The organism is Neisseria sp. P0001.S005, from assembly GCF_051963715.1.
In genome coordinates, this window is record NZ_JBQCTZ010000617.1 from 1 (window position 1) to 434 (window position 434).

The 434-nt window shown below is 56.0% G+C and carries 1 pseudogene; it reads left to right on the forward strand.

The features are described from left to right. A pseudogene (locus ACTHSP_RS22030) lies at positions 1-434 on the forward strand (polyphosphate kinase 1); the annotation flags it as partial.

The window sequence follows — 434 nt, forward strand, 5'->3', positions numbered from 1 at the left end:
CTCATCGAGCCGAGCGTAATTGATGCGCTGTATCAAGCCAGCGCGGCAGGCGTGCAAATCGACCTGATTGTGCGCGGTATGTGTACTTTGCGCCCGGGTGTAAAAGGCTTGTCCGAAAACATCCGCGTCCGTTCCATCATCGGCCGCCAACTCGAACACTCGCGCGTGTATTGCTTCCATAACAACGGCGCAGACGATACCTTTATCTCCAGCGCCGACTGGATGGGTCGCAACTTCTTCCGCCGCATTGAAGTCGCCACACCGATTACCACGCCCGAACTCAAAGAACGCGTGATCCGTGAAGGTTTGGAAATGGCCTTGGAAGACAATACCCAAGCTTGGCTGATGCAGCCTGACGGCAGCTATGTCCGCACCCAGCCGCAAGACGGCGAGCCTGCGTTTGGTTTGCAGGAAGGTTTGTGGAAAATATACGG